The sequence below is a fragment of the Bifidobacterium santillanense genome (assembly GCF_018555385.1).
Lineage (GTDB): Bacteria > Actinomycetota > Actinomycetes > Actinomycetales > Bifidobacteriaceae > Bifidobacterium > Bifidobacterium santillanense.
The window spans coordinates 1-25,682 of sequence record NZ_JAFEJS010000010.1; the positions used below are offsets into that span (position 1 = coordinate 1).

At 68.7% G+C, this 25,682-nt stretch carries 20 protein-coding genes; 9 read left to right on the plus strand and 11 right to left on the minus strand.

Translation table 11 applies throughout. The features are described from left to right. From JS528_RS08830 to JS528_RS08850, 5 genes are all read right to left on the minus strand, one after another. Nucleotides 1-1,230: cell division protein (locus tag JS528_RS08830; protein WP_214358700.1), on the minus strand; the 1,230-nt coding region annotated here is incomplete at its 3' end. A 174-nt stretch (nucleotides 1,231-1,404) separates the two neighbouring features. Beyond that, nucleotides 1,405-2,061 (minus strand): pyroglutamyl-peptidase I, encoded by a 657-nt coding sequence (locus tag JS528_RS08835; RefSeq protein ID WP_214358701.1) that lies wholly within the window; start codon nucleotides 2,059-2,061, stop codon nucleotides 1,405-1,407. A gap of 128 nt (nucleotides 2,062-2,189) precedes the next feature. Further along, nucleotides 2,190-2,639 (minus strand): cation:dicarboxylate symporter family transporter, encoded by a 450-nt coding sequence (locus JS528_RS08840; RefSeq protein ID WP_214358702.1) that lies wholly within the window; start codon nucleotides 2,637-2,639, stop codon nucleotides 2,190-2,192. Then, a complete protein-coding gene (locus JS528_RS08845; protein WP_214358703.1) occupies nucleotides 2,636-3,370 on the minus strand; it encodes an aspartate/glutamate racemase family protein in 735 nt (244 codons plus the stop codon). Before JS528_RS08845 ends, JS528_RS08840 begins: the two co-directional genes overlap by 4 nt. Before the next feature lie 132 nt (nucleotides 3,371-3,502). Then, nucleotides 3,503-5,107: an NCS1 family nucleobase:cation symporter-1 gene (locus JS528_RS08850; protein WP_240541430.1), complete on the minus strand. Its 1,605-nt coding sequence runs from the start codon at nucleotides 5,105-5,107 to the stop codon at nucleotides 3,503-3,505. A 229-nt stretch (nucleotides 5,108-5,336) separates the two neighbouring features. Here JS528_RS08850 and JS528_RS08855 point away from each other — a divergent pair, with 229 nt between their 5' ends. The 7 genes from JS528_RS08855 to JS528_RS08885 all read left to right on the plus strand — a co-directional run bounded on the left by JS528_RS08855 (nucleotide 5,337) and on the right by JS528_RS08885 (nucleotide 14,336). Continuing rightward, nucleotides 5,337-6,260 carry a MurR/RpiR family transcriptional regulator gene (locus JS528_RS08855; protein ID WP_214358704.1) on the plus strand — a complete coding sequence of 308 codons (924 nt, stop codon included), beginning with the start codon at nucleotides 5,337-5,339 and terminating at the stop codon, nucleotides 6,258-6,260. Between the two features lie 82 nt (nucleotides 6,261-6,342). Further along, nucleotides 6,343-7,164 carry an IspD/TarI family cytidylyltransferase gene (locus JS528_RS08860; RefSeq protein WP_214358705.1) on the plus strand — a complete coding sequence of 274 codons (822 nt, stop codon included), beginning with the start codon at nucleotides 6,343-6,345 and terminating at the stop codon, nucleotides 7,162-7,164. A 336-nt stretch (nucleotides 7,165-7,500) separates the two neighbouring features. After that, nucleotides 7,501-8,763, plus strand: coding sequence for a pyridoxal-phosphate-dependent aminotransferase family protein (locus JS528_RS08865; protein WP_214358706.1), 1,263 nt, complete (start codon nucleotides 7,501-7,503; stop codon nucleotides 8,761-8,763). 73 nt (nucleotides 8,764-8,836) lie between these two features. After that, nucleotides 8,837-10,141, plus strand: coding sequence for a Zn-dependent hydrolase (locus tag JS528_RS08870; RefSeq protein WP_214358707.1), 1,305 nt, complete (start codon nucleotides 8,837-8,839; stop codon nucleotides 10,139-10,141). A 2-nt stretch (nucleotides 10,142-10,143) separates the two neighbouring features. After that, nucleotides 10,144-11,520 (plus strand): allantoinase AllB, encoded by a 1,377-nt coding sequence (allB, locus tag JS528_RS08875; protein ID WP_214358708.1) that lies wholly within the window; start codon nucleotides 10,144-10,146, stop codon nucleotides 11,518-11,520. Nucleotides 11,521-11,534: 14 nt separating this feature from the next. Next, complete coding sequence (locus JS528_RS08880; RefSeq protein WP_214358709.1) at nucleotides 11,535-12,689, plus strand: acetamidase/formamidase family protein; 1,155 nt, start codon at nucleotides 11,535-11,537, stop codon at nucleotides 12,687-12,689. Nucleotides 12,690-12,710: 21 nt separating this feature from the next. Further along, a complete protein-coding gene (locus JS528_RS08885) occupies nucleotides 12,711-14,336 on the plus strand; it encodes an AtzH-like domain-containing protein (protein WP_214358710.1) in 1,626 nt (541 codons plus the stop codon). Between the two features lie 75 nt (nucleotides 14,337-14,411). On the opposite strand, the gene JS528_RS08890 is transcribed toward JS528_RS08885, so the two are convergent. The 3 genes from JS528_RS08890 to JS528_RS08900 form a co-directional block, all read right to left on the minus strand. Then, nucleotides 14,412-15,440, minus strand: coding sequence for a purine nucleoside phosphorylase YfiH/LACC1 family protein (locus JS528_RS08890; protein ID WP_214358711.1), 1,029 nt, complete (start codon nucleotides 15,438-15,440; stop codon nucleotides 14,412-14,414). Between the two features lie 61 nt (nucleotides 15,441-15,501). Next, nucleotides 15,502-17,130 carry a peptidase U32 family protein gene (locus tag JS528_RS08895; protein ID WP_214358712.1) on the minus strand — a complete coding sequence of 543 codons (1,629 nt, stop codon included), beginning with the start codon at nucleotides 17,128-17,130 and terminating at the stop codon, nucleotides 15,502-15,504. Nucleotides 17,131-17,313: 183 nt separating this feature from the next. Next, nucleotides 17,314-18,000, minus strand: coding sequence for a LysE/ArgO family amino acid transporter (locus tag JS528_RS08900; protein WP_214358713.1), 687 nt, complete (start codon nucleotides 17,998-18,000; stop codon nucleotides 17,314-17,316). A 317-nt stretch (nucleotides 18,001-18,317) separates the two neighbouring features. Here JS528_RS08900 and JS528_RS08905 point away from each other — a divergent pair, with 317 nt between their 5' ends. Beyond that, complete coding sequence (locus tag JS528_RS08905; protein WP_214358714.1) at nucleotides 18,318-19,883, plus strand: aminotransferase-like domain-containing protein; 1,566 nt, start codon at nucleotides 18,318-18,320, stop codon at nucleotides 19,881-19,883. A gap of 178 nt (nucleotides 19,884-20,061) precedes the next feature. Here the strand turns inward: JS528_RS08905 and JS528_RS08910 are convergent, their stop codons facing one another. The 3 genes from JS528_RS08910 to JS528_RS08920 form a co-directional block, all read right to left on the minus strand. After that, nucleotides 20,062-20,928, minus strand: coding sequence for an aldo/keto reductase (locus JS528_RS08910; RefSeq protein WP_214358715.1), 867 nt, complete (start codon nucleotides 20,926-20,928; stop codon nucleotides 20,062-20,064). A gap of 69 nt (nucleotides 20,929-20,997) precedes the next feature. Continuing rightward, complete coding sequence (locus tag JS528_RS08915; protein ID WP_240541431.1) at nucleotides 20,998-23,316, minus strand: DUF2207 domain-containing protein; 2,319 nt, start codon at nucleotides 23,314-23,316, stop codon at nucleotides 20,998-21,000. Between the two features lie 31 nt (nucleotides 23,317-23,347). After that, on the minus strand, nucleotides 23,348-23,929 hold the full coding sequence (locus tag JS528_RS08920; protein ID WP_214358716.1) for a LemA family protein: 582 nt from the start codon (nucleotides 23,927-23,929) through the stop codon (nucleotides 23,348-23,350). Nucleotides 23,930-24,351: 422 nt separating this feature from the next. Here JS528_RS08920 and JS528_RS08925 point away from each other — a divergent pair, with 422 nt between their 5' ends. Continuing rightward, complete coding sequence (locus tag JS528_RS08925) at nucleotides 24,352-25,572, plus strand: trans-sulfuration enzyme family protein (protein WP_214358717.1); 1,221 nt, start codon at nucleotides 24,352-24,354, stop codon at nucleotides 25,570-25,572. Nucleotides 25,573-25,682: the final 110 nt, after the last annotated feature.

A 25,682-nucleotide genomic window follows, 5' to 3' on the forward strand; every position in this document is an offset into this window, starting at 1 on the left:
GAACATGGCACGCAGCTCGCTGACGCGCTGGGTGATCTGGGCCTCACGCTGCTGCAGGCTGGCGATGTGGGTCTTGAGGCCCTCGAGCTCCTGCTGGGCGGCGGTGCGACGCTCCTCGATCTGGCGCTCGGCGTCCTCGCTGGCCTTCTTCAGGGTGGCGGCGGCCTGTGTGTCGGCCTCCTCGCGCTTGGCGGCGGCGTAGGCGTCGGCCTCCTCACGGGCGGTCTTGGCCTGGCCGACCAGCTCGTCGGCCTCCTTCTTGGCGGCGGTGCGACGCTCCTCGAGGTTGTCGAGCAGCTCGGAGACCTTCTTCGTGGCCTCGTCCTGCTGGGCGGCGATGTCGGTGCGGATCTGCTCGACCTCGGCGTTGACCTGGCTCATCGTCTTGGTGCGGTTGACCTCGGCCTCGTCGGTGATCTCCTGGGCCTTGGACTTGGCCTCGTCGGTGATCTCGCCGGCGCGGCGCTGGGCGTCGGTCATCATCTTGGAGACCTGCTCGCGCACGTCGGCGAGCTTCTTGTTGGCCTCGGCGAGCGCGGCCTCGATCTGGTCGTTCGCCTCGGACTTGAGGCGGGAGAGCTCCTCGTTGGTGCTCTTGCGCTGGGCGGCGATCTGCGCGGTGGCCTCGGCCTTGAGATCGGACAGCTCACGCTCCTGCTTGGCCTTCTCGGAGGCGAGCTGCTTGTCGTGCGCCTCACGGGAGTTGCTCAGCTCCAGCTCGACGGTCTGACGCTGCTCGGTGACGTTCTTGGCGGTCTCGGCGCGCAGCTGGGCGGCGTTGTTCTTGGCCGTGGTGGTGATGGTGTCGGCCTCGGTGTTGGCCTGGGCGAGGATCGTGGCGGCCTTCTGGTTCGCGTCGTCGACGATGTGCTTGGCGTCGAGCTTGGCGTTGTTGATCAGCGTCTGGGCCTGCGCCTGCGCGCCCTTGCGGGTGGTGGCGGCGTCGGACTTGGCGCGTTCGAGCAGTTCGGAGCTGGTCTGTTCGGCGGAGGCGAGCATCTGCTGGGCGTTGGCGCCGAGCGAGGCGAAGCTGTTCGACTTCGGCTTGCGCTTCTTCTCCTCCTCGAGCTGGGCCTGCAGCTCGAGGATGCGCTTGTCGTTCTCGGCGATCTGCTGGCGCATGCCGGCGAGGGTCTGCTGCGCCTGACGCACGCTGGCCTGCGCCGTGGCGAACGCCTCGTCGACCTTGTCCTTGTCGTATCCCCTCAACACAATCGGGAACTGATCCATGTCCCTCATCCTTTCGGCTGCCTTCGGCTGCTTCACGTCGCTCGTTGTCCCCGTCCTATACGGGCGCATACGCTTCAGCATGGTAGCCCAAACACGCCGGAAACAGGCTGTGGAATCCGTGGATTCACACAGCTTTTCCAGTTCCGCACGGACCGGGCTCCGCACGGCGCGAAGCTACGCGATGAGGATGTCACCGGAGGTGGGTCGGCGGTAGTAGCGCACGCTGTCGCGCACGACGTCGGCGCCGGCCGTGACGAGGTGCCGCAGCGGCAGTCCGTGCTGCGGATGGCGCGATTCGTTGATCAGCGGGAAGCTGACGAATCCGGCGAGCACCTTCTCCTGCGTGGACGCCCAGTTGAGCAGGTTGTAGAACAGCGAGTTGCACACGAAGGTGCCGGCGTCGGAGCTCAGCGTGGCGGGGATGCCGTCGCGCGTGAAGTCGGCGAGGATCGAACGCAGCGGGAGTCTGGTCCAGTACGCGGCCGGACCGTCCGGATCGATCGGGGCGCGGCGCGGCGCCACGTTGTCGACGTCGGGCTTGGCGGCGTCCATGAGGTTCGTGGCGCAGCGCTCGAGCATCACGCCGCGGGCCGCGTGCTTGAGGCCCGTGGCGATGACGATGTTCGGATGCGTGGCCTCGATGGTCTCGCGCAGGGTGGGCCACGCCTTGGCGAAGCTGACCGGCAGGCTCACCGCATGGATGGCGAGCTCCACGTCGTCCAGGCCGTCCACGCCCTTCTCGGCGAGCGCCTTGGGCACCTCGTAGGAGGGGTTGATGCGGACGTCCTGATAGTGGTCGAAGCCGGAGATCACGACACTGAGCTGCTGCATGCCCCCAAGTCTACCGTCTCGCGTCGCGCCGCGGCACCCAACGCGAAAACGACCGGGGAATGTGCTGAGTACCGCATTTTCGTAGGACTCAACGCATTCCGGTCCGGTTTCCATGCTGAGTACCGCGCTCAGGCGGTCTCGCGGACGTCGCCCACGACGGCCGGGGCGGTCTCGCCTCGGCGGGCTGCCCTGTCGGCGGCGAAGACGCGCCTCATCTGCTCGTGGTCGAGATCGCCCTCCCAGTTGGAGACCACGAAGGTGGCCACGCAGTTGCCGAGCAGGTTGACGAACACGCGCATCGAGTCCATGATGCGGTCGGCACCGAGCAGCAGCGCCACGCCGGACACGGGGAAGATGCCCAGGGCGGTCGCCGTGGCGGACAGCGCGAGGAACGCGGAGCCGGGCACGCCGGCCATGCCCTTGGAGGTGAGCAGCAGCACGCCGATCGCGACGAGCTGCTGGCCGAGGCTCAGGTTCACGCCGAACGCCTGGGCGAGGAACAGCAGCGAGGTGGAATTGCGAAGATCACGGTCAGACCGGCGTCCATGACGTCGGGCAACGGCCGGACCAAGGCTCACGAGCGGGTGAACGGGGCGAGGAGGCCCACGACCTCCTTGGCGGGCGGGGCGGCGAACTCGTCGCGCTTGGAGGTGCGGGCGCCGATGCGGACCATCGCCTCGACCAGGGAGGTCGCGGCGGCGACGCCGTCGATCACCGGCAGTCCCAGCTCGTCCTGCAGACGGGCGCACATGCCGGCCATGCCGGCGCAGCCGAGGACGATCGAGTCGGGCGCGGCATCGGCGATCGTGCGTTCGCATTCGGCCCTGAGCGCGGCGTAGGCGCCCTCGGGGTCCTCGTCGAGACCGAGGACCGGTACCTCGCAGGCGCGGTAGGCGACGCACGCGCGGGTGAAGCCGTATTCGTCGACGAGGTCGCGGGCCCGGCCGAGCGTGCGGCCCAGGGTCGTGACGATCGCGAACGAGCGGCCGAGGAGGCTCGCGGCGTGGAACGCGCCCTCGGCGATGCCGATGACCGGCCCGGAGGCGAGCTCTCGGGCCGCATGGAGGCCCGGATCGCCGAAGCAGGCGAGCACGTAGCCGTCGCAGCCGTCGGCCTCGCCCCTGCGGATCTCGTCGATGACGCCGACGGCGGCGAGCGCCTCGTCGGTGTGCGATTCGATCGAGACGGGGCCCATCGTGGGGCTCACGGCCTCGATCTCGACGTCCGGGGAGACGGACGCGCGGGCCGCGGTCTCGATGGTGCGAGTCATGGACCAGGTGGTGTTGGGGTTGATGACCTTGATCTTCATGGGGGATCGCCTCTTGGGAAGTGGAGAAGTGGGAGTGTATGGAGAAGGCTCCCGCACGGGGAGCCTTCGTCGGTTGACATATGAGGTATGCGAGGAATGTGCGGTATACGCGGCGGCGGATCGTCCGGTCGATCAGTCGCTGACCGCGGCGCCGTCGTTGACGGTCGGGTCGTCGGAGGCGAGCGCGACCATCTGCGGGCGCTTCGCCTCGAGCAGGGCGAAGATCGCCAGGCCCAGGCCGGCGCCGATGAACCAGCTGAAGTTGGACAGCCAGGTCACGTCGACGACGCCCATCTGCTTGAGCGGCGAGGGCAGGACGGCGCAGACGATGGACGGGACGCCGGCCAGCACGATCGCGAGCACCGCGTTCGGGTTGAAGCCGTTGCGGTACCAGTAGCGGCCCTTGGGGCTCATCGTGAACATGTCGTCGACGGCGACGCGCTGCTTGGAGACGATGAAGTAGCCGGCGACGAGGATGCCGAACAGCGGTCCGATGAGGGCGCCGAGCAGGTCGAGCGTGTAGTGGATGGCCTGGTCGTTGGAGTACCAGTTCCACGGGGTGATGATCACGGAGCCGACCGCGGCGATCATGCCGCCGGTGCGCCAGCTGATCTTCTGCGGGTTGACGTGGGAGAAGTCGAAGGCCGGGGAGACGAAGTTGGCGACGATGTTGATGCCGACGGTCGCCACGACGAAGGTCATGCCGCCCAGCAGGATCGCGACGGGGGTGTCGATGCGCTCGACGGTCTTGATCGGGTCGGTGATGAGCTCGCCGAAGACCGGCACGGTGGCGGAGGCGCACACGACGGTCAGCAGGGAGAAGACGAGGAAGTTGACCGGCAGACCCCAGAAGTTGCCGCGCTTGACGCTCTTGTAGGTGCCGCAGTAGCGGGAGAAGTCGCCGAAGTTGAGCATCGGGCCGGAGAAGTAGGAGACGACCAGGGCGATGGCGGTGATCATGACCGGGATCGACTCGACGAAGCCCATCGGCTTGCCGCTGGAGAGGTTGAGGTCGATGGCGCCGAGGCCGCCGGCGCGGTTGACGAGGTAGATCGCGAGGATGAACATGACGGCGTAGACGAGCGGACCGGCCCAGTCGATGAACTTGCGGATCGTGTCCATGCCGGTCCAGAAGACGCACGCCTGCGCGACCCACAGGATGCCGTAGGAGATCCAGCCCAGGGCGGACAGGCCGAGGAACGAGTAGTCGGTGGCCAGGGTCTGGGCGGTGGGGATGAACTTGAGGAAGATGATGTTGAGCGACTCGCTGGCGAGGTAGGTCTGCACGCCGTACCAGGCCACCGCGATGATGCCGCGGATCACGGCCGGGATGTTCGCGCCCTTGACGCCGAACACGAAGCGCATCGTCACCGGGAACGGCACGCCGGCGCGCTGGCTCGGCTTGGCGATGAGGTTGACGAGCGCCTGGACGATGACGATGCCGACGATCAGGGCGATGAACACCTGCCAGCTGGCGATGCCGAGCGCGAAGAGGCTGCCGGCGGTCACGTAGCCGCCGACCGAATGCACGTCGGACATCCAGAAGGCGAAGATGTTGTACCACGACCAGGTCTGTTTCTTGAGCGGCGCGAGGTCCGCGTTGGCGAGTCTGGGGTCGTAGCCGTCCTTGATGACGGTGGCGTCGTCGGGCTCGATGGGTTCCGGTGCCGGTGCGGACTGCTTGATCTGTCCGATGGTGATGGCGGTCATCGTGCGCTCCTTACGGTTGCTGTTCATATGTCTCGGGAAGACTGTCGGCCGCGCCCTCCGGGGCGTTGTTTTCGACCTGCAACCATTAACGGAAATTAATATTTCAACGCCGGCGATCTGAAAATTTCTTTTTAATTACCGAGGGGGTCGACTCGAAATCCGTTCGACACATAACGTCCGCAACGCCCGTCCGGAGCCGTCGAAACCGCCCCATCCGTTTACCCGCGGGAAACATTCGTCCGAAACAGTGTGGTTCATGACCACTGAAATTCATCTTTCAGGCGCCGATGCCTCTGAAACAGCACCGTCCACCTCCGCCGTCGACCGCATCCGGCGGTCCTTCGACGCGCTCACCGCCACCGAGCAGGAGGCCGCGCGCTTCATCCTCGGTCACCTGACCGATGTACTGGTCTGCAACTCCGCCGAGCTGGCCGAGCTGAGCGGCGTCTCCCAGCCGACGATGAGCCGTCTGTACCGCAAGCTCGGCTACGCGAACGCCGGCGAGTTCCGCCGCGACGTGCGCCGCTTCCACCAGCCCGGCTCGCCGGAGCTGTCCAACGTCGACGACGCCGACGGGGACGACGGCCTGGTCGCCGCGCACATGGAGCGCGAGCTGACCGCCGTGCGCCGCACCTTCTCCCGCCTCGACGAGGGATCCGTGCGCGCGGCCGCGGCCACGATCGCCGACGCCCGGCGCGTGTGCGTCATCGGACTGCGCAACGGCTATCCGGTCGCGCTGCACCTGCGCGAGCAGCTCACCCAGCTGCGCGGCGACGTGCGCGTCCTGCCCCAACCCGGTCAGTCCGTCGCCGAGGAGATCGTCGACTACGGCCCGTCCGACGCGGCGATCGTCGTCGGCGTGCGCCGCCGTCCCGCCACGTTCGCCGGGATCGTCGACGCGCTCGCCGCCGCCGGCGTGCCGATGATCGTCATCGGCGACGCGACCGTCCGACCGGTGCTCGCCGCGGCCGTCTCGCAGGCGGCGACCAGCGCCACCGTCCTTGAGGCCGATCTGAGCACGCACGTCCTGTCCAGCTACACGGCCGCGTTCGCGCTCGCCGCGCTGCTGGTCGACGCGGTGTCCGACCGCATCCCCCCGTCCGATTCGGCGGCGCGCGTCGAGAGCATCAACCGGCTCTTCGACGACCTCGACGAACTGGAGTCGTCGCGCCGGCGATAGACCCCGGGTCCGTGCGCATTTCGTGCGAAACGCTGTGACCCAGCTCACGGTCAGCCACCCCTCGTTCTACGGTGGAGGCATTATGACCGAGAGAGAAGCACAACAAACCCCCGTCCCCGTCGTCGCGGTGGTCCTCGCCGCCGGATTCGGCACGCGGTTCGGTCCCGACAATCCCAAGCAGCTCGTCTCCGTCGGCGGCAAGCCGATCGTGTGCTGGAGCATCGAGGCGTTCGAGCGCTGCGAGCGCGTCACCGACATCGTCGTGGTCGTCAACGAGAAGGTGCGCGGCACCGTCGAGGAGCTCATCGAGCAGGCCGGCTACGCCAAGGTGCGAGTCGTCATCGACGGCGGCGCCGAGCGCGTCGACAGCACGGCGGCGGCGCTCTCCATGCTCGCCGAGGCCGGCATCCCGGACGACGCGAAGATCCTCATCCACGACGCGGTGCGCCCGTTCGTCGCGCAATCCGCGATCGACGGGTCGATCGACGCGCTCGACGAGTTCCAGGCCGCGACCGTCGCATTCGCCTCCACCGACACCGTCCTGCTCACCGAGGATCTGGGCGACCGCAAGGTCGTGCGCTCAGTGCCCGACCGTCCGAACACGTTCCGCGCGCAGACGCCGCAGTCGTTCCGCTTCGCGACGATCCGCCGCGCGTACGAGCTGGCGTCCGCCGACCCGGACTTCCATCCCACCGACGACACGCGCGTCGTCGTCGACTACATGCCCGACGTGCCGGTCGCGATCGTCTCCGGCGCCGAGACGAACATGAAGATCACGACGATGGAGGACATCCCCGTCGCCGAGCGCATCGCCGCCGACCTGACGCACCACATGACCAAGGAGGAGGCACGCGCCCGCATGCACGCCCTTCTCAGCGGCGCCGCCGCCCAGATGGCGCGCTGACACGACGACGCCGCGGGACTCAACGACGGAACGGCCTGATTCCGACTTGAGTCCCGCGGCGTCGTGGTACTCAAGTCATTTTCGACGAGGAAGGCGATTGAGTACCACACGAACGCACCCGAAACCCCTTGGAAAACAAGGGATTTGACAACAACTGCACTGTTGTCAATTACATGAGGCGTGGTACTCAACGCCATATTCCGCGACGATCGCACTGAGTCCCGCGGACGCGGGGCCGCCGAAAACTCTCGTTAACATGAATGAAAAATTTCAGAATTGCTGCGGTGCTGAAATAATTTTCATCACGAAGGATTTCACACACAGGAGATGATCGGCATGACCACCGCAGCAACCACCGCAACCGAGACGATCGACACCTCGAAGATCAAGCCCGTCAACCCGCCGCACCGTCTGCTCATGGCCCCCGGCCCGGTGAACGTGGACCCGCGCGTCCTCACCGCGATGAGCAAGCCCACCGTCGGCCAGTTCGACCCGTACATGTTCAAGGTGATGGGCGAGGTGCAGGCCATGTTCCGCACCATCTTCAAGACCTCCAACAAGCAGACGATGGTCGTCGACGGCACCTCCCGCTCCGCCATCGAGGCGGCGCTGGTCTCCGTGCTCGCGCCCGGCGACCCGGTGCTCGTGTGCGTCGCGGGCCGCTTCGGCATGCTCCTCAAGGAGATCGCCGAGCGCGCCGGCGCCGACGTGCACGTCATCGAGCGCCCGTGGGGCGAGGTCTTCACGCTCGCCGAGATCGAGGAGGCCATCAAGTCGGTCCGCCCGAAGCTCGTCGCCACCGTGCAGGGCGACACCTCCACGACGATGTGCCAGCCGCTCGAGGGTCTGGGCGACATCTGCCACAGGTACGGCGCGCTGCTGTACACCGACGCCACCGCGTCCCTGGTCGGCAACGACATGCAGGCCGACGCCTGGGGGCTCGACATCGTGACCACCGGCATGCAGAAGTGCCTCGGCGGTCCCTCCGGCTCCGCCCCGATTACCGTCTCCGACCGCGCGGTCGAGGTCATCAACGAGCGCCGCAGCATCGAGGCGGGCGTCGCGAACGCCGGCGAGATCGCCCCGGACGCCGACCGCATCCACAGCAACTACTTCGACATGGCGCAGATCTTCGACTACTGGGGCCCGCGCCACCTCAACCACCACACCGAGGCCACGCACGCGCTCTACGCCGTGCACGAGGCCGCGCGCATCGTGTGCGAGGAGGGCATCGACAACGCGATCGCCCGCCATGCCCTGAACGGCAGGGCGATGTCCGCCGCCATCGAGGGCATGGGCCTCAAGCTCTACGGCGACCAGTCGCACCGCATGAACGACGTGGTCGGCGTGATCATCCCCGACGGCGTCGATGACGCGGCCATCCGCGCGCAGCTGCTCAACGACTTCTCCGTCGAGATCGCCTCCTCCTTCGGCCCGCTCAAGGGCACGATCTGGCGCATCGGCGTGATGGGCGTCAACGCGCGCAAGGATGCCGTCCTGACCTGCGCCGCGGCCCTCGGCAACGTGCTCGAGCGCAACGGCGTCAAGGTCTCCACCGACAAGGGCATCGAGGCGGCGCTCGAGGTCTACGGCGAGTGACGCCGCGACGAGCGTAGTCACGGCACGGCCATAACGGCAACGAACACACGGCAACGAAAACGAGGGAATCACGATGAGCGCAGCGCAGTGGGCCGATGAGGCGGCCCGTACGATCATGGACCGATGCGACCAGCTGGCCGAACTGACCAGCATGGAGGGCGGCATCGAACGCACCTACCTGTCGCCGGAGATGGCGAAGGCCTTCGAACTCGTGGGCGGCTGGATGAGGGACGCCGGCCTCGAGGTGAGCATCGACCCGGCCGGCAACCTGCGCGGCCGCGCCGAGGGCGAGCGCGACGGACTGCCCGCGCTGGTGCTCGGCTCGCACCTCGACTCGGTGCCGGACGCCGGCAAGTACGACGGCATCCTCGGCGTCATCACGGCCCTGTCCGTCGCCGAGCATCTGGTGAAGTCCGGCGCGACCGCCACGCTGCCGTTCGCGCTCGAGGTCGTCGGCTTCGGCGACGAGGAGGGCGCCCGATTCGGCGCCACCCTGCTCGGCTCCTACGCGCTCGGCGCCGGCTGGAACGACGAATGGCTGGACCTGACGGACGCGAACGGCGTCACGATGCGCCAGGCGTTCCGCGACTTCGGCCTCGACCCGGAGCACGTCGCCGAGGCGGCGCACACCACCGAGGACGCGATCGGCTACCTCGAGTTCCACATCGAGCAGGGGCCGATCCTCGAGCAGCGCGACCGCGCGCTCTCCTCGGTGAGCTCGATCGCCGCAGCGTCGCGCTACATGGTGACGATCCATGGCCTGAGCTGCCACATCGCCACCCCGTACGACCTGCGCCACGACGCGCTGACCGCCGCCGCCGAGATCATCACCGGCGTCGACCGCATCAGCCGCGAGGCGGGCACGCGCGCGAACGTCGGCGAGATCTCGGCCGAGCCGGGCGGCGTCAACGTGATCGCCGGCAAGGCGACGTTCAGCCTGGACCTCAGGGCCGGCACCGACGAGCTGCGCGACGAGACGTACCGCAGGATCTGGGACATGGCCGCCGAGGTGTGCGCCAGATACGACGTGACGATGGAGAAGGAGTGCATCCACACCGCCGACAGTGCGCAGTGCGATCCGTTCCTGCGCTCCTGCATCGAGGAGGGCATCGAGCAGGCGGAGGGCAAGGAGGCGTTCGGCCTCATCAGCTACCCGGGCCACGACGGCATGGCCGTGGCGGGGCTCCTGCCGATCGCGATGCTGTACGTGCGTTGCAAGGGCGGCATCAGCCACAGCCCGCTCGAGTCGGTGCGCGAGGACGACGTGGCGTACGGTGCCGACGCGTTCGCACACGCCATCGAGAACGTCGCGACGCGACTGCGCGCGGCCGAGGCGGACGCGCTGACCGCGGACGTCGTGCTGGGGATGGAGGCGTGACGATGAGCGGGGAGATCCACGATCTGAAGATCACCGGCCGGATGCTGCTCGGCGGCGTCGTGACGGACGGCACCGTGCTGGTGGACGGCGGACGCATCACGACCGTGACGCGCGGCGGCGGCACCGAGGGCGGGCACGCGGCGGATGCGCGCGCCGCCGGGGCCCGCGAGACGATCGCGCTCGAGGACGGCGAGGTGCTCATCCCGGGCATCGTCGACACGCACGTGCACATCAACGAGCCCGGCCGCACCGAATGGGAGGGCTTCGACTGCGCGACCCGCGCGGCGGCCGCCGGCGGAGTGACGACCGTGCTCGACATGCCGCTCAACTCGAACCCGCCGACCCTGACCGTCGACGCGCTGAACGTCAAGAAGGCGCGCGCCGAGCGCAAGGCGCATACGCAGCTCGGCTTCTGGGGCGGCGTCGACGAGACGAACCTCGGCACCGGCATGCTGCGGCGCCTGTGGGACGAGGGCGTGTTCGGCTTCAAATGCTTCCTGTCCCCCAGCGGCGTCGACGAGTACGGATCGCTCGCCTACCCGAAGCTGGAGGCGGCGATGCGCGAGATCGCGTCGTTCGGCGGCCAGCTCATCATCCACGCGGAGGACCCGCACGAGCTCGCCGAGCACGGCGGGCACATCACCGACTCCTACCGCAGCTTCGTCGAGTCCCGTCCGGCCGAGTGCGAGGCGGCGGCCGTGGCGACCGTGGCCGAGCTGGTCGAACGCACCGGCTGCCGCACGCACCTGCTGCACATCTCCTGCGGCGCGTCGGTCGACGTCATCCGCGAGGCCAAGGCGAAGGGCCTGCCGATCACGGCCGAGACCTGCCCGCACTACCTGACGATCGACTGCGACCACATCCCCGACGGCAACACGGCGTTCAAATGCTGTCCGCCGATCCGCGGCCTCGACGAGCAGGACGCGCTGTGGGCCGGCCTCGTGGACGGCACGCTCGACTTCATCGCGACCGACCACTCCCCCGCCGACGCGAAGATGAAGGCCGGCACGCTCGCCACTGCATGGGGCGGCGTCTCCAGCCTGCAGGTCGGCTTCCGCGCGGTGCTGACCGAGGCGAAGCGCCGCGGGCTCGGTCTGGCCGACGCGGTGCGCTGGATGAGCGCGAACACGGCCCGGTTCGCCGGGTTCCACGACCGCGGCGCGATCGCGCCGGGCAAACGCGCCGACCTGGTCGTCATCAGGCCGGACGAGTCGTTCACCGTGCATGCGGACGAACTGCTCAGCCGCAACCCGATCAGCGCGTTCGACGGGCGCGTGCTCGACGGCGTGATCACCCGCACGATGATCGGCGGTGCTACGCTGCATCCGGCCGACAGGGACGAGGCGGGCGATCCGGCGAACCTGATCCGCCGCCCGTAGAAACGAGGAGCGACATGACAAGGATTCTGCAAACCGGCGTGGGCGTGCCCGAAGGCGCGAACTACGTGCCCTCGACCCCCGGCAACGTGCTGTGGGGCCGCCTGCCGAGCGCCGTCGACATGGCCCGCCCGGTCGGCGAGGTCGCGCCCGGCGGCGACATCGTCATCGACACGGTGAGCCACGAGGGCCTGCTGCCCGATCAGGGAAGCGACCCGGTCGCCTACTTCGGCGCCCACGGGGTGCCCGCCGACGAGGTGCTCGACGACGCGGTCGCGATCGCGCGCGAGGTGCCGCGCGACGCCGAAGCCGACGGCCCGCACATGGTCGTCGGACCGATCCGCGTGCCCGGCGCGCATCCCGGCGACCTGCTCGCCGTCACGATCGGCCGGCTCGAACGCCGCGTCCCGTACGGCGTGATCTCGACCCGCCACGCGCGCGGCGTGCTCGCGGACAGCGAGGATTTCGATGGGAACTACGGGCAGTTCTGCCGCGCCGACGACGAGACGGAAACGGCCTGGTTCCGCGCGGGGAACGAGTCGGACGGTCCGATCGTGCGCTTCCCGATGCACCCGTTCCTCGGCATCACCGGCGTGACGACGGCCGCCGACGCACGCCCCAGTTCGATCCCGCCGGCGAACTACGGCGGCAACATCGACCTGCGCGATCTGACCGAGGGCGCGACGCTGTTCCTGCCGGTGCAGGTCGAGGACGCGGGCCTCTACATCGGCGACCCGCACTTCGCGCAGGGCAACGGCGAGGTGTCGCTCACCGCGCTCGAGGCGTCGCTGCGCGCGCATCTGCACGTCGAGGTCGTGCCGGGAGACCGGGCCGAGGAGTTGTTCGGCCGCGTCGACCTGCCGTTCGCCGTCGCGCACGGCGCGCTCATCCCGCTGGGTCTCGGCGACACGCTCGACGAGGCGCTGGCGGCGAGCGTCGACCACACCATCGACATGCTCTCGACGATGTTCTCGCTGCCGCGCCGGCAGGTGTATCTGCTGCTGTCCGCCGCGGTCGACTTCGACGTCACGCAGGCGGTCGACATCGTCAAGGGTGCACACGGACTGGTAGACCTCGCGATGTTCCGCGACTGCCCGGCGTACGCGTCGGTGCTCGACGCCATCGCGTCGTACGGCCATCGTTTCGACGACGCACACGCAACCGATTTCTAGGATTTCCGGGAGGTACATGGCATGACGGGTTCCAAGGCGGCGCACGCCGTGAAGCCGGCATTCGACAATGCGGACGTGCTCGATCCGGCGCTGCGCAAGGCGATCGAACGCTATGAGCGCGCGCTGATGGCGAACGACACGGACGTGCTGTCCGAACTGTTCGCGGACAATCCCGACGACATCCCGGTCGTGCGCTCGGACGGCGCCGGCATGCGCGTGGGGCACACCGCGATCACCGCGTTCCGCGCCAAGCGCGGCGGCGCCCCGGCCAGGCGGCTGCACCGGCGCATCGCGCGCCGGCTGGACGCGGACAACGCAGTCGTCGTCTCCGAATTCGACAAGGCGGCGGGCGGACGCGTCATCCAGACGCAGGTGTGGACGCGGCTGCGCGACGGTGAGGCCATCGCGAACGGCGCCGCCGCGGCCGACGGCGTGTGGCGGATCGTCGCCGCGCATCTGACCTACCCCGCCCCCGCGCTGGACCGGCGCGTGTGGCGCGTGGCGGGAGACCCGCTCGTCCCGGCGGCCAAGCAGGGACCGCTGACCGGCATGGGCGTCGCGGTCAAGGATCTGTACGCGGTCGCCGGCCAGCGCATCGGCGCCGGCAATCCGGACTTCCTCGCCGACTCCCCCGTGTGCGAGGCGAACGCCGACGCGGTGGACATGCTGCGCGACGCGGGCGCGTCGATCGTCGGCATCGCGCAGACGGACGAGTTCGCCTACTCGCTGGCCGGCGCGAACGTGCACTACGGCACGCCGCCGAACCCGAAGGCGCCGGACCGCATCTCCGGCGGATCGTCGTCCGGCCCGGCCTCCGCGGTGGCGCTCGGGCAGGCGGCGATCGGCCTCGGCACGGACACGGCCGGCTCGATCCGCATCCCGTCGGCGTATCAGGGGCTGTGGGGCATCCGCACCACGCACGGGCGCATCAGCCGCAACGGCATCCACCCGCTGTCCGACTCGTTCGACACGGTCGGCTGGATGACGCGCGACGCACAGACGCTGGGATTCGCGGCGCGCGCACTGATGCCGGAGCGGGAGCCGGCCGGCGCGATCGAGGGCCTCGCGATCGCCACCGAACTCGACGGCCTCGCCGAGCACGACGTGCGCGAGGCGTTCGAGGCGTTCCGCGACGCGGTCGTCGCCAAGACGGCGGCCGGCGTCGACAACGCCGGCTTCACGCCGCACATGCTCGACGAGCTGCTCGCGGTCTTCCAGGTCGTGCGCGGCTACGAGGCGTGGCGCGCCAACGGCGCGTGGATCTCGCGGCACTGGGATTCGCCGGCGCCCGAGATCGCCGAGCGCTTCCGCCACGATGCGACGATCGGCGAGGACGACTACCGGCGCGGGCTCGACCGTCTCGCGCAGGCGCGCACGCTGGTGCGCGGCATCATCGGCCGACGCGCGCTGCTCATCCCCTCCGCCTCGTCGGTGGCGCCGTTCCTCGTGAACAACGGCGACGTGACGGCGGTCGAGCACGCCCGCGCACAGACGCTGCGGCTCACCTCGATCGCGGGCGTCGGCGGACTGCCGGCGGTGAACATCCCGCTCGAGACCGCCGACGGACTGCCCTGCGGCGCGTGCCTGGTCGGCCCGGCCGGTTCGGACAAGGCGCTGATCGAGCTGGCGAAGGACCTCGTGCGCTGAGGCTCGCGCGATACGGAAAACCGCCCGTACCCTCACAGGAGGTACGGGCGGTTTTCCGTATCGCGCGGGCCGAGATCAGTGGCGCACGATGAGGGCGAGCATGCGGCCCTCGTGCGCCTTGCCGGCCTTCGCGGCGCGACGGTGCGAGTACCACAGCGGGTTCTCGAGCGTGCACATGCTGTGGCGGATGTTTCCGATGCGCTCCGCGAGCTCGGTCGGCCCCTCGCCGTCGGTGCGGCACAGCTCGGCGAGTTCGGCATCCTCCTCGAGGTACTCGGTGGCGGCGTGGACGCGCGGCATCGAGTCGACGACGTTGTGGACGCCGGCGAACGCGAGGTCGATCATCGCGGCCTCCGCGATGTCGATGCCGGCGCCGCCGAAGCGGGTCTCGGTCCTCGTCAGCGGGAAGCGCTTCTGGAAGGTCTCGGCGATCTCGTCGCCGACCTCGTAGCATTCGCCGCAGATGCGCGGGCCGAGCGTGGCGACGATGCGGTCCGGGTCGGCGCCCTTGAGCTTCATCAGCTCGACGGTCGCGCCGATCACGCCCTTCTCGAGGCCGCGACGGCCGCAGTGCGCGGCGCCGATGATGCCGGCGACCGGGTCGGCGAGCAGGACGGGCAGGCAGTCGGCCGCGAACATGCCCAGGGCGATGCCGGGCTGCGAGGTGACCTGACCGTCGGCCTCCCTGACCCGAGGCCCGGCCGCGCCGGTCGGCTCGGTCGGTTCGCCGGTCGAGGCGGCCGCGTCGGCCCCGCCCTTGGTGCCGGAGACGTCGAAGCCGAACGGGGTGTTGATCTCGAAGGCGTCATCCACGTCGACGGCCACGCCGGAGTGGACCTGCGAGACGAGCGAGAGCTTCGCGTTCACGGCCTCGGACAGGGCGATGCGGTTGGACAGCACGGCCTGCGGGTCGTCGCCGGACTTGCCGCCGAGGTTGAGGTTGCCGAAGTCGCCGGTGGACAGGCCGCCGAGGCGGGTCGTGTAGACGACGGTCACGCCCGGGGCGAGGGCGATCGGGATGGTCACCGGAATCGGGCGGCCGTCGCGGTCGGTGGAGCTGATCTTGTTCGAGTCGATGATGGCGTTGTCGTCGTATGCGGTCATGTGGTTGTGGTCCTTTGCGATGTCTGTTCTACGTATCGGCGCGGTACTGTGCGCCAGCGGATCACTCCGCCTTGAGCGTGGGTTTCCTGGTGCGCGAGCGGATGGCGGCGTTGACCGGCACCTCGTGCGGGCAGGGCAGCGAGAACACGTGCGCGGGGTTGTTGATGGCCGCGACCGGCACGCCGTCGGAGTCCTCGAGCCCACGCTCCGGCACGGTGTAGACGAGCGGCGCCTCGCCGGGCAGCAGGAACTCGACGAGCTGCCCGGGCTCGATCTTGTTGCGGCTCATGATCGTGACGCGGCCGCCGCGATCCGGGCTCCACGAGAGCACCTCGCCGACGACCATCCACGCGCGGAAGTAGGCGGAGCGGTCGGTGTTCTGCGTGACCTTGTGCTCGGGGTAGTAGAAGCCGGTGGAGTAGTCGCGGTGGGCGACCTTGTCGGGCTCCTCGAGGAGCCAGTCGGGCAGCGTGACGCGCTCGGCCGGACGGGTCTTGGCGTGGTGCCAGCCCTCGGGCAGGACCTCCTCGCGCGTGTTCGACTTGCGGCGGGCGGAGCGGGCCTTGTAGCTCAGCTCGTCGAGCTGGGCGCCGCCGGCGGAGCGGGCCGCGGCATCCTCGGTTGGGGTCTTGCCCGCGGTACCGTCCTCGGTCGTCACCGGGCCGGCGAATTCAAGGCCGACGTCGCCACCGGGAACCCCCGCGAACGCCTTGTCGGCGTCGCGTTCGATCGCGTCGGGGGCGGCGGCGATCGACTCGGCGTAGTCGGGGTCGCCCTCGCGGATCACGCGGTCGCGGAAGGGCTTGAGCACGGTGCCGTCGGCGTCCTCGAAACCGCGCTGGACCATGTACGCATTCACCGCGGTCTTGTACGCGTTGGTCATCGCGGCGATGTAGTACGCGGACTTGGAGCGGCCCTCGATCTTGAGGCTGGTTGCGCCCGAGTCGATGAGGTCATCGATGTGCTCGAGCATGCACATGTCCTGCGAGTTGAACAGGTAGGCGCCCTCCTCGGTCTGCTCGATCGGGAAGTACTGCCCGGGCCGCTTCTCCTCGACGATCGAGTACTTCCAGCGGCAGGGCTGGGCGCATTCGCCGTGGTTGCCGTCGCGGCCGGTCAGGTAGTTGGAGAACAGGCAGCGGCCGGAGAACGCCATGCACATCGCTCCGTGGACGAAGCATTCGATGTCCATGTCGTCGGGGATGCGGGCGCGGATGTCGCGCACGGCCTGCAGGTCCATCTCGCGCGCGAGCACGACGCGGCGGGCGCCGAACTCATAGAGGGCCTGCGCGGCGCCGTAGTTGGTGACGCCCGCCTGCGTGGAGACGTGCAGCTCGACGTCGGGGGCGATCTGGTGGGCCATCATCATCACGCCGATGTCGGTGACGATCATCGCGTCGATGCCGGTGTCCTTGAGCTGGCCGATGTAGTCGCGCATCGCCTCGACCTCGGCGTTGCGGGGCAGGACGTTCAGGGTCACGTAGACGCGCGATCCGCGTTCATGGGCGTAGCGGGCGCCCTCCTCGAAGTCCTCGAGGCTCAGGTTCCTCGGCGCGCTTCGCATACCGAAGGCCTTGCCGCCGCAGTACACGGCGTCCGCGCCGTAGTCGACGGCCGTCTTCAAGCCCCTGAGGTTGCCGGCCGGGGCGAGCACCTCGGGCTTGCGGCGCATGTGCAGATTCGTCGTCATATCCTCGTTCATCACCCCAACAGTGTAGCGAGAGTCATATCCCCTCACTCCGCGCGAAAGTTTTGCGCTACGGGCCCGTCACGCGCAAGAAAATCGCGCGGAGAACGCTTCGGCGTGAATTGTTTGCGCGAAACGGGGTTCAAGCGCAAATAATTCGCGCCGAGAAGGGGAGGAACGGAGGGGTCAGAGCACGGCGAGGGCGAAGTCGACGAGGAGCTTGACGCCGTAGAGGGTGATGACGCCGCCGCACACTCGGTTGAGGACGTCGATGACCTTCGGGCTGAACCTGTGGGCGAACGCGTTGACGACGAGCGTGACGCCGAGGAACCACAGCACGGACGCGGTCTCGACGCCGGTGATGAACGGCGTGGTCTGGCCGGCGTTGAGCGTCGCGGCGAAGGCGCCGAGCATCAGCGTGCCGTCGATGATGGCCTGCGGGTTGAACCAGGTGACCGCGCACGCGGTGCCGATCGTGTCGAGCAGGCCACGCATGCCGAGGTGCTTGGCGGGGGCCGCGGCGGCGCCGGCCCCTGTGGTCGGAGCTGCGGTTACCTGCGCTGCCCGTCCGCTCTCGTCGCCCTTCGCGGCCTTGCGCTTCGGCAGGACCAGGCCCATGCCGATGCGCACGACGACCAGACCGCCCAGGCCCAGCACGATGGTCTCGAGCCACGGGTGGGACTGCATCAGCGCGCCCACGCCGAAGAAGCAGGACAGCGACAGCGCCATGTCGAAGCAGATGACGATGAGCGCGGTGATCAGCGCGTTGCGACGCGTGCGCGTCAGCGCCGAGTTGATGACGAACAGATTCTGCATGCCGATCGGCGCGATGTACGCGAGCCCCATCGTCAGTCCCTGGATATACAGACCCATGACCGTTCTTCCCTCACACGTTCCATGTTTGGTTGGGTAATACCCACCCAACCAAAACCAGCCAAATCACATTCAACTGGATTTCCTCACACGGACCACGATTCCCGTAATCCGCTTCATTCCAATGCCGTTGTCATATAGTACGCATCGGATTACACTTGGCAACCAGCCAAGAACGGCGGAAAACAACCAACCAAATACGCCCTGATGGATGGCCGCCGCATTCCTCTCGATCCGCGACCGCAACAGGCCCCTCATGCGGAGGCCGCCGGCGGGACACCCGAGGAAAGCCGCGACGTCAACGAAAGGAACAGCACATGGCACGCAGCGCGCCGCTCGACATCGACTGGAGACCGGACCGCACGGCGGACAAGCCGGTCACCGATCAGATCGTCGACTTCATGTGCGCGCGCATCTCGTCGGGCGCGTGGCCGATCGGCTCGCGCCTTCCCAGCCAGCGCGCGATGGCCGAACGCTTCGGCGTGAACCGGTCGACCGTCATCGCCGCGATCGAGGAACTCGCCGACTACGGCATCGTCGAGGGGCGGCACGGCGCCGGCACACGCATCGTGAGCAACACGTGGTCGCTGATGCTGCCCGGCGCGCCCGACTGGGCCGACTATGTCTCGTCGGGCTTCTTCAAGGCGAACAACGCCACGATCCAGGCGATCAACCGTCTGGAGTTCGACCATACGAAGACGCGCATCGGCACCGGCGAGATCGACCCGCGCCTCTTCCCGCGCGACATGTGGCGGCGCGTGGCGCGCGAGGCCGCCGACGAGATCGACTCGCTCGGCTACCCGCCGCCGGAGGGTCTGGACGTGCTGCGCGCGGCGATCGCCGAGCACATGGGCACGTGGGGCGTGGACTGCCGGCCCGAGCAGGTGCTCGTCTCCTCGGGCGCGCTGCAGGGGCTGCAGATGATCTCGGTGAGCCTCTTGTCGGCGGGCTCGACCGTCTACGCGGAGGCGCCGAGCTACATCAAGTCGCTGCAGGTGTTCCAGTCAGCCGGCATGCGGCTCGCCGGAGTGACTATGGACGCGGACGGCCTCGACGTGCGCGCGCTGGACCGTCTGCTGGGCGGCGACGCCGCGATCACCTCGCCATCGGACTCGCCGGGCTCGCCGGAAGCGCCGGCACCGTCCGTCGACGCCGCGCCGGTCGGCCACGCGGCGAGCGCATACGGGCGCGCCCGCGAGCGCGTGGCCGGGTCGGTGCTGTACACGATTCCGACGAACCACAATCCCACGGGACTGACGATGCCTCAGGCGCGTCGCCGTGCGCTCATCGAGGCGTGCGTGAGGAACCGTCTGCCGATCATCGAGGACTGCGCGTATCAGGACCTCATCTTCGAGGGCGCGGCGCCGAAGTCGCTCAAGCATTTCGACGACAACGGCATGGTCATCACACTCGGCAGCGCGTCGAAGGCGCTCGCCCCGGGGCTGCGCATCGGCTGGATCGTCGCGGACGAGCGCATCGTCCACCGTCTCGCGGACGTGAAGATGCAGATGGACTACGGCGCGAGTGCGCTCAGCCAGTGGGTGTTCGCCCGCTTCCTCACGAGCGGGCTGTACGCCGAATACCTGGAGTCGCTGCGCGCGGAGCTCCGGCGCCGGCGCGACGCGGCGCTCGAGACGCTGGATCGTGTGTTCGCCGGTCGCGCGCAGTGGAACACGCCCCGCGGCGGCTTCTACATCTGGCTCACGTTCGACGAGCCGGTGCGCATGGGCCGTCTGTTCCAGAAGGCGATCGAACGCGGGGTGCTGCTCAACCCCGGCGACATCTACGATTTCGAGGGCGACAACGCGCTGCGCCTGAGCTATGCGTACACCACGCCCGAGGAGTTCGCGGCCGCCGCCGCGACGCTCGCCGAACTGGTGTGACGCGCCGCGCATGACGCCGGCGACCGCCCCGTGACGACGATGCGCCGCCCCATACGGGAACGGCGCATCATGCGTGGATGAGGGAATCAGCCGAGCTTGGCGGGCCGAGCCCGTCAACCGATGGTCCGGTGGACCGTCGGTAGGCGAGGCCGAACGGCGACAGCCGTGAGGCAGGGAATCAGCCGAGCTTGGCGAGGTCCTCCTCGGAGAGCTCGAGCTGGTCGGCCTTGAGGGAGTCGAGGATCGTCTCGGGGCGGTGGGCGCCGGGGATGACGAACATGTGGTCGCCCTTGGCGAGCTCCCACGCGAGCACGACCTGCTGGTAGCTCACGCCGTGGGCGGCCGCGACTTCGCGGAACGGGTCGAATTTCGACTCGTCGTACGGGTGGCGGTAGCCGCCGAGCGGGCTCCAGCACACGAACGCGAGGCCGAGCTTGGCGCAGTAGTCGAGCGTGTCCTGCGTCTCGAGGTGGATCGGCGAGTACTGGTTCTGTACGGCGACGAGCTTGTCGCCCAGGATCGAGCGGGCGATGTCGATCTGCTCGATGGACGCGTTGGAGACGCCGGCCACGCGGGCCACGCCCTCGTCGACGAGCTGCTTCAGGGCCTCGATGGACTCGTTGTACGGCACCTCCGGGTCGTGGCGGTGCAGGTACAGCAGGTCGATGGTGTCGACGCCGAGCGCCAGCGCGGACTGCTTGCCGTACTCGATGAGGTGCTCGGGCTTGCCGTCGCGCGGCCACAGCGGCTCGCCGTGCTCGCCCCAGACGCGGCGCAGGCCGATCTTCGTGGCGACCGTGACCTCGTCCTTCGGTCCCTTCCAGGTGGCGAGCGCCTCGCGCACCAGCTTCTCGCCGGTCTGCTCCTCCTCGCCCGGCGTGTAGTAGGCCCACGCGGTGTCGATGTGGCGGCAGCCGGCGTCGAGCGAGGCATGCAGCGTCTCGATGCCGACGTCGTGGCCCCGGTTGTTCTCGATGGTCAGCGGCATCTCGCCGTGGCCGATGGCGGTGGTGGAGAATGGTCCCAGATTGCGATACAGCGCCATGGCTGCTCCCTTCGTTGGTTGGTGTTCGTTGTTCAGTGTAGTCCCGCCGGCCGGGCGTCCCCCGCCCGGTCAGCGGGCGCCGCCGCCACCACCGCCGGATCCGCCGCCGCCACCGCCGAAGCTGCCGCCTCCGCCGCCGAACGAACCGCCGCCTCCGGAGGAGGACGAGGACGGGGCCGCAGCCGAGATCGTCGAGGAGACGGAGGCGAAGCCCGCGCTGATCTGCGAGCCGATGTCGCCGAATCCCGCCGCGAACGTGTCGCCGCCGAACGGCAGGTCCCCCGGAGTCGGCCCGCCGCCCGCGGCGCCGGCCCCGGCGGACGCGCCCAGCGCCGACGACGTGCCGTAGTCGGACGACGAGTACCGGCCGTACGCGTACGGACGGTACGTCCAGTACCACAGCGTGCCGGGGCCGTGCGAGTCGAGCCATTCGGGGTCGGCGACCTGCGGGTAGGCGCGGGCGAGCTGCGCGACCGCCTCGCGCGAGATGCCAAACGCGGCCGCGTAGACCATGTACCAGTCCCACAGCGCGAGGTCGGGCACCCCGCGGTCGGCGAAGTCGGAGAAGTCCTCCATATAGCGCTTGAGTCCGAGGCAGCGGCCGAGGTACTCCTGTCCGGCGGGCGTGGGCGCGACCGGCGCGCCGGCCGCCGAGCAGAACAGGCCGACCGCGTAGATCGGCAGCCCGACGCACACCATCAGCGCGAGGTTGCCGATGACCGAGTTGAACACGAGCGCGAGGAGTCCCGTCGCGATGGCGAGTCCCGCGGGCACGCCGTAGCTCGCGCCCCGGCGTCTGGTGGCGCCGAGCAGCGCGAACTCGTTGCTCGCGGCGGTGCGGAACCGGCCGATCCACTCGTAGCCGTCCCGCCAGTCCTTGCACGCCATGCGCATCCGGCGGAAGTCGAACACCGGCCCGCCGACGCGCCGCGAGATGGCGATGAGCAGGTCGAGGCAGGCGGATTCGGACTGGCTCAGTCCCAGCGCCGCGCGGGCCTCGCGTCCGGCGAGGCTGCCCGAATCCTCGCCGTGCGCGAGCGCGGCGGGCAGGATCACGATGGTGTTGGTCGACTTCGCGTCGGCGAGCCGGCCCGCGTCCGCGCCGACCATGCGCGCGATGCCGACCGGGTCGGCGCGGCTCATGTCGATGCCGCGGTACAGGTCCGCCGAGCCGGGGTAGATCGCGATGGCCTTCTTGACGGCGAGGGACAGCACGGTCGAGGCGAGCGAGCGGTCGTTGAGCCCGCCCCGCACGGAGTCGTCGACCACGCCGATCAGGCGCGCGGCCGAATCGGGGCTGACGCCGGGCTCGTCGCGCCAGTATTCGATGCCGCCGGTGTAGCGGGCGGCCTTGTTGGAGCGGATCACGGCGATGATCGCCCACGCGGCGAACAGCGCGCCGAGCAGCGTGGTGATGATCCAGACGGCGAGCGTGATGCGCGCGGCGGTGCGTCGGCTGTCCGCCCACGCCTGTTCCTTCGCGGTCTCGGTCGCGGTCAGCGACGGCAGCCGGTCGCCCGCGCCGGTGCGCGCCACGTCGCCGGCGTACGCCGAATCGTAGGCGGCGACGACGTCGACGTACCTGCCGACCTTCACGTCGTTGAGGGAGAAGCGGATGGCGCCGTCGGACGTGCGCGCGATCTCGCCGTTCGATTCGGAGTGCAGCCACGTGCGGACGTCGCGCTCTTTGACGCCGTCGGGGAAGCGCACGACGCCGGCGACGCTTCCGGCGGGCAGCTGGTTGGTCGTGCCGATCGGCTCCCACATGAACGTGGTGACGTCGTCGTACTTCGTGGCGACGTCGTGCATCACGTACGACACTTCGAAGCGCATGCTGTCCGCGCTCGTGGTGACGGGGATGTTCCAGCCGAGTTCGACGGTCCTCGTGTCCGAATACCCGGAGGGGTCCCCGGTCCCGACGGACAGACCCCCGCTCGCGGGGTCGTACGGCTGCGGATCGGTGTCGGAGAGGGTGACGTCGGCGATGTACCAGTGGTTCGCGTAGTCGCTGTTCCAGCTGGTATCGCCCACACCGTCCGGATTCCTCGGCTCGGTGCGCGTGTACGCCCGGCCGGTGTCGAGGTTCCTGACGCGGATGTCGGTGATGTTGGTGAGGTTGCCCGGATTGAGCGTGTACTGCCAGTACAGCTGGCGGTACGGCTTGACGTTGCCGTCGTCGTCCTCGCGACGCTTGAGCCTGTAGTCGATGCTCTGCGTGACCTTCAGGTCGCCGTCGGGGGTGGCGGTCGCCTCGTAGTCGATGGACCGGTAGCTCGCGTCGGCCGGGACGCCTCCCGCCGCGAGGCCCATCGGCAGGACGCCGATCAGCGTGAGGAGCGCGACGATCACCGTGACGATTACGGCGCGGACGATGCGTTTGCGGGACATGGTTCAGGTCCTTCGGTCCGGAGCCCGGGGCTCAGAACTTCACCTGCGGCACGGCGCGGGAGGCCTCGTCGGCCTGGAAGTACTGCGCCTGCGTGAAGTGGAACAGGTTCGCGATGATGTTGCTCGGCACCGTCTCGATCTTCGTGTTGTACTTCATGACGACGTCGTTGTAGAACTGGCGCGCGTACGCGATCCGCTGCTCGAGGTCCTTGAGCTGGTTCTGCAGGCCGAGGAAGTTCTGGTTGGCCTGCAGCTGCGGATACGCCTCGGCGGTGGCGGTGAGGTTCATCAGCGCGTGCGTGAGCTGGTTCTCGGCCGCGGCGCGCTGGGCGAGCGTCGCATGCGGGTCGGCGGCCAGCTGCACGGCGCCGGCACGCGCGGCGGTCACCTGCGTGAGCACCTCGTTCTCATGCGTCGCGTAGCCCTTGACGGTTTCGACGAGATTCGGGATCAGGTCGGCGCGCTGCTTCAGCTGCACGTCGATCTGCGCCCATCCGTTCCCCACGCGGTTGCGCAGCGTGACGAGCCCGTTGTACGCGCCGATGGCCCATACGACGAGCACGACCGCGATCACCAGCGGCACGACGACCAGCAGCAGCAAGATGGCATCCATGTTCATCCCCTTCCTTGGAGCACTGCCCCCATTCTCCCACATGATTCGGTTGTTCGGTAGACCGGCGGCCGGCGACCGCGGAGGATCGGGCAATCCTGTTCCCGACACGCTCAAGGCCGCTCGGCCAAGCCTACGGTCGGGAACAGGATTGCCCGATCCCCCGCTCCTTACGACCATCCGTTGCTTCCGTACGGAACGGAGCGGGGAATCGCCGTATTCCGTTTGGGACCGTAGGACTTGGCCGAGCGGCCCGGAGCGTGTCCCGAAGGGAATACGGCGATTCCCCGCGGCCACCCACGAAGCGGAGCGTCAACCCCCGTATTCGGTTCTGCCTATGGACGGCTATCAAAGGGCGGAATCACGCGGTTCCGGACGTTTCGGCGTCACGTGCGCACGAAACGTCGCGGTGACAGACTGAAGGCATGACTTCAGATCTTGTGCATCATGGCGAATCCTTCGACGACGTGCCGCTGGGCTTCGCGACGAAATCCATCCACCTGGGCAACGGGGTCGACGCCGAGACCGGCGCGATCCGCCGCCCGATCACGCTGGCGAACGCATACGCGCTGCCCTACGACCCGTCCGACATCAACTGGTCGAGCTCCGACGTGAACCTGTACACGCGCAACGGGCATCCGAACCAGCGCTATCTCGAGGCGAAGCTCGCGAACCTCGAGGGCACCGAGGACGCGGTCGTGCTCGCCTCGGGCGTCGCGGCGCTCGCGGCGACGTTCACCACGCTTTTGAACCGCGGCGACCACGCGATCTTCTCCGACACGACCTACATCGCGGCGTACCGTCTGCTCAACCAGATCCTGCCCGAGAAGTACGGCATCGAGACATCGATCGTTGACACGTCCGACCCGCAGAACATCGCGAAGGCGATCCGCCCGAACACGAAGCTCATCCACATCGAGACGCCGGCGAACCCGACGCTCAAGGTCACGGACATCGAGGCGGCGGCGAGGCTCGCGCACGAGGCCGGCGCGCTGCTGAGCGTCGACAACACGTTCAACTCGCCGTTCAACGTGCGCCCGGCCGAGCTCGGCGCGGACGTCGTCATCGAGAGCCTGACCAAGTACATCAACGGCCACGGCGACGCGCTGGGCGGCGCGATCGCGTGCGCCAAGGAGCTCACCGACCGGATCCGCTTCACGTACCAGGTGAACTACGGCGGCATCATCTCGCCGTTCAACGCGTGGCTCATCAACCGCGGCTCGGTCACGCTCCCCCTGCGCATGCGCCAGCACAACGCCTCCGCGCTGGCGATCGCCCGGCATCTGGAGTCGCTGCCGCAGGTGCGCTTCGTCGCCTATCCGGGTCTCGAGTCGCATCCGGGGCACGACGTGGCGGTCCGCCAGCTCGCCCGGCCGGACGCGGGCTTCGGCGGCGTGCTCTCGTTCGGTCTCGACACCGACCATGACGGGCACAACCGCTTCGTCTCGAAGCTCAACGTGATCACGTCGGCCGTGTCGCTCGGCCACGACGAAAGCCTCATCGTCTTCCTCGGCGAGGACGACGAACGCCAGTACCTGTACCCGCCGGAGTTCCATCGCGGCTTCTTCCGTCTGGCGGTGGGCCTGGAGGACACCGACGACCTCATCCGCGACATCGACCACGCCCTGGCTGAGGCGGGGCTGTAGCCCTCTTCCACCCGTTCCCGGCCCTCGCCGTTCACTCGCTCCGGCGGGCACCCCTCATGACGGGTCGAACAATTCGACCGATGACAACGGAGAGGCCCTTGTGCCCGGTT

Bases quoted from the DNA above. Each gene is read 5' to 3' on its own strand.
- JS528_RS08835 (WP_214358701.1), bottom strand. From the start codon at position 2,061: ATGCAGCAGCTCAGTGTCGTGATCTCCGGCTTCGACCACTATCAGGAC.
- JS528_RS08845 (WP_214358703.1), bottom strand. From the start codon at position 3,370: ATGAAGATCAAGGTCATCAACCCCAACACCACCTGGTCCATGACTCGC.
- JS528_RS08850 (WP_240541430.1), bottom strand. From the start codon at position 5,107: ATGAACAGCAACCGTAAGGAGCGCACGATGACCGCCATCACCATCGGA.
- JS528_RS08855 (WP_214358704.1), top strand. From the start codon at position 5,337: ATGACCACTGAAATTCATCTTTCAGGCGCCGATGCCTCTGAAACAGCA.
- JS528_RS08860 (WP_214358705.1), top strand. From the start codon at position 6,343: ATGACCGAGAGAGAAGCACAACAAACCCCCGTCCCCGTCGTCGCGGTG.
- JS528_RS08865 (WP_214358706.1), top strand. From the start codon at position 7,501: ATGACCACCGCAGCAACCACCGCAACCGAGACGATCGACACCTCGAAG.
- JS528_RS08870 (WP_214358707.1), top strand. From the start codon at position 8,837: ATGAGCGCAGCGCAGTGGGCCGATGAGGCGGCCCGTACGATCATGGAC.
- allB (WP_214358708.1), top strand. From the start codon at position 10,144: ATGAGCGGGGAGATCCACGATCTGAAGATCACCGGCCGGATGCTGCTC.
- JS528_RS08880 (WP_214358709.1), top strand. From the start codon at position 11,535: ATGACAAGGATTCTGCAAACCGGCGTGGGCGTGCCCGAAGGCGCGAAC.
- JS528_RS08885 (WP_214358710.1), top strand. From the start codon at position 12,711: ATGACGGGTTCCAAGGCGGCGCACGCCGTGAAGCCGGCATTCGACAAT.
- JS528_RS08890 (WP_214358711.1), bottom strand. From the start codon at position 15,440: ATGACCGCATACGACGACAACGCCATCATCGACTCGAACAAGATCAGC.
- JS528_RS08895 (WP_214358712.1), bottom strand. From the start codon at position 17,130: ATGACGACGAATCTGCACATGCGCCGCAAGCCCGAGGTGCTCGCCCCG.
- JS528_RS08900 (WP_214358713.1), bottom strand. From the start codon at position 18,000: ATGGGTCTGTATATCCAGGGACTGACGATGGGGCTCGCGTACATCGCG.
- JS528_RS08905 (WP_214358714.1), top strand. From the start codon at position 18,318: ATGGCACGCAGCGCGCCGCTCGACATCGACTGGAGACCGGACCGCACG.
- JS528_RS08910 (WP_214358715.1), bottom strand. From the start codon at position 20,928: ATGGCGCTGTATCGCAATCTGGGACCATTCTCCACCACCGCCATCGGC.
- JS528_RS08915 (WP_240541431.1), bottom strand. From the start codon at position 23,316: ATGTCCCGCAAACGCATCGTCCGCGCCGTAATCGTCACGGTGATCGTC.
- JS528_RS08920 (WP_214358716.1), bottom strand. From the start codon at position 23,929: ATGGATGCCATCTTGCTGCTGCTGGTCGTCGTGCCGCTGGTGATCGCG.
- JS528_RS08925 (WP_214358717.1), top strand. From the start codon at position 24,352: ATGACTTCAGATCTTGTGCATCATGGCGAATCCTTCGACGACGTGCCG.